At 36.3% G+C, this 1,117-nt stretch carries 2 protein-coding genes; both read left to right on the top strand.

Annotation, left to right across the window (positions count from 1 at the left end):
- Positions 1-139 precede the first annotated feature (139 nt).
- On the top strand, positions 140-616 hold the full coding sequence (locus PSHG_RS08490) for a GyrI-like domain-containing protein (protein ID WP_010271857.1): 477 nt from the start codon (positions 140-142) through the stop codon (positions 614-616).
- Positions 617-829: 213 nt separating this feature from the next.
- On the top strand, positions 830-1,117 hold a 288-nt coding region (locus PSHG_RS30860), incomplete at its 3' end, for a GNAT family N-acetyltransferase (protein WP_010271856.1).

Here is a 1,117-nt window from a genome sequence, read left to right as displayed (position 1 = left end):
TAAGATAAGAGCTATCTAAGGCTGGGTCGCGTCGTGAATACGTAAGACGTTATACGTAATCTGCAAGAGATGATAGAAATCAGCAAGTTATGGCATCATAATAATCAGAAAGCAATAAAACAATTGGAGAGTGATAATTATGGAAGCAAAAGAAGTAAAATTACCGGAATTTACAGTTGTAGGTTTTAGGATTGAGGCAAACCTGGATGAATTAGAATCGGGCATTGGGAAAAATACATATGATTCATTGATATCGAGAAAAGACGAGATTCTCTTTAAAAAGAATGAGAATGTAATTTTAATGCAAATTTATCCAATGAAACATGGGTTTAATCCAAGAATCGAGCGCTTTACTCAACTATTCTGTTATGAGGTCAAAGAAGATGACTTCGTTCCATCAGGGATGGTGAGCCATCAAGTACCTGAAAGTAAATACGTTACATATACACATAAAGGTCTCGAATCAGAGTTAGGACGGTCATATGATTATCTATATGGTCAATGGATGAGCGAACATGGACATGAATCGAAAGGATATGATTTTGAAATTTGGGATGAGAGGTACAAACCAGAAAGTTCAGATAATGAGATCGATATGTACGTAGCATTAAGATAAGTTATTAGCATAATCGATATTGGTCTTAACTGCGTATATCGTATTCCCTTTGCGGGGCTGACGCTCCTTGGTTGGTAGATGTATAATCATGGAAGGAGCTCAGTCAACACACGACCCAGCCTAAGATAAGAGCTGTCTAAGGCTGGGTCGCGTCGTGAATACAAGAACGTTAACTGAACGAAAAATGAATTATAAGTCGAGAGGATAACAAACGTGAGTCTAATTGATATAAAACCAATTGATAGAACAAATTATGTAGAAGCGATTTCTATATCGTTATTCAAATCTCAAGAGAACCTTGTACCTTCAGTAGTCCAATCTTTAGCATGGGCTTATATAAAGCCTTGGGACGAAGCTTTTGATCCATATATTTTGTGTCTGAATGATAAAACAATTGGCTTTTTTTATCTTTCCTATACACCTTACAGTACAAATAACTATTGGATTGGTGGTTTTCAAATAGACAAAACATATCAAGGGATTGGATTGGGTGTTACTGCC

This window comes from Paenibacillus senegalensis JC66 (assembly GCF_000285515.1).
GTDB lineage: Bacteria > Bacillota > Bacilli > Paenibacillales > NBRC-103111 > Paenibacillus_L > Paenibacillus_L senegalensis.
The sequence above is the reverse complement of the archived record's forward strand: the minus strand, read 5'-3'. Positions and strand labels throughout refer to the sequence as shown.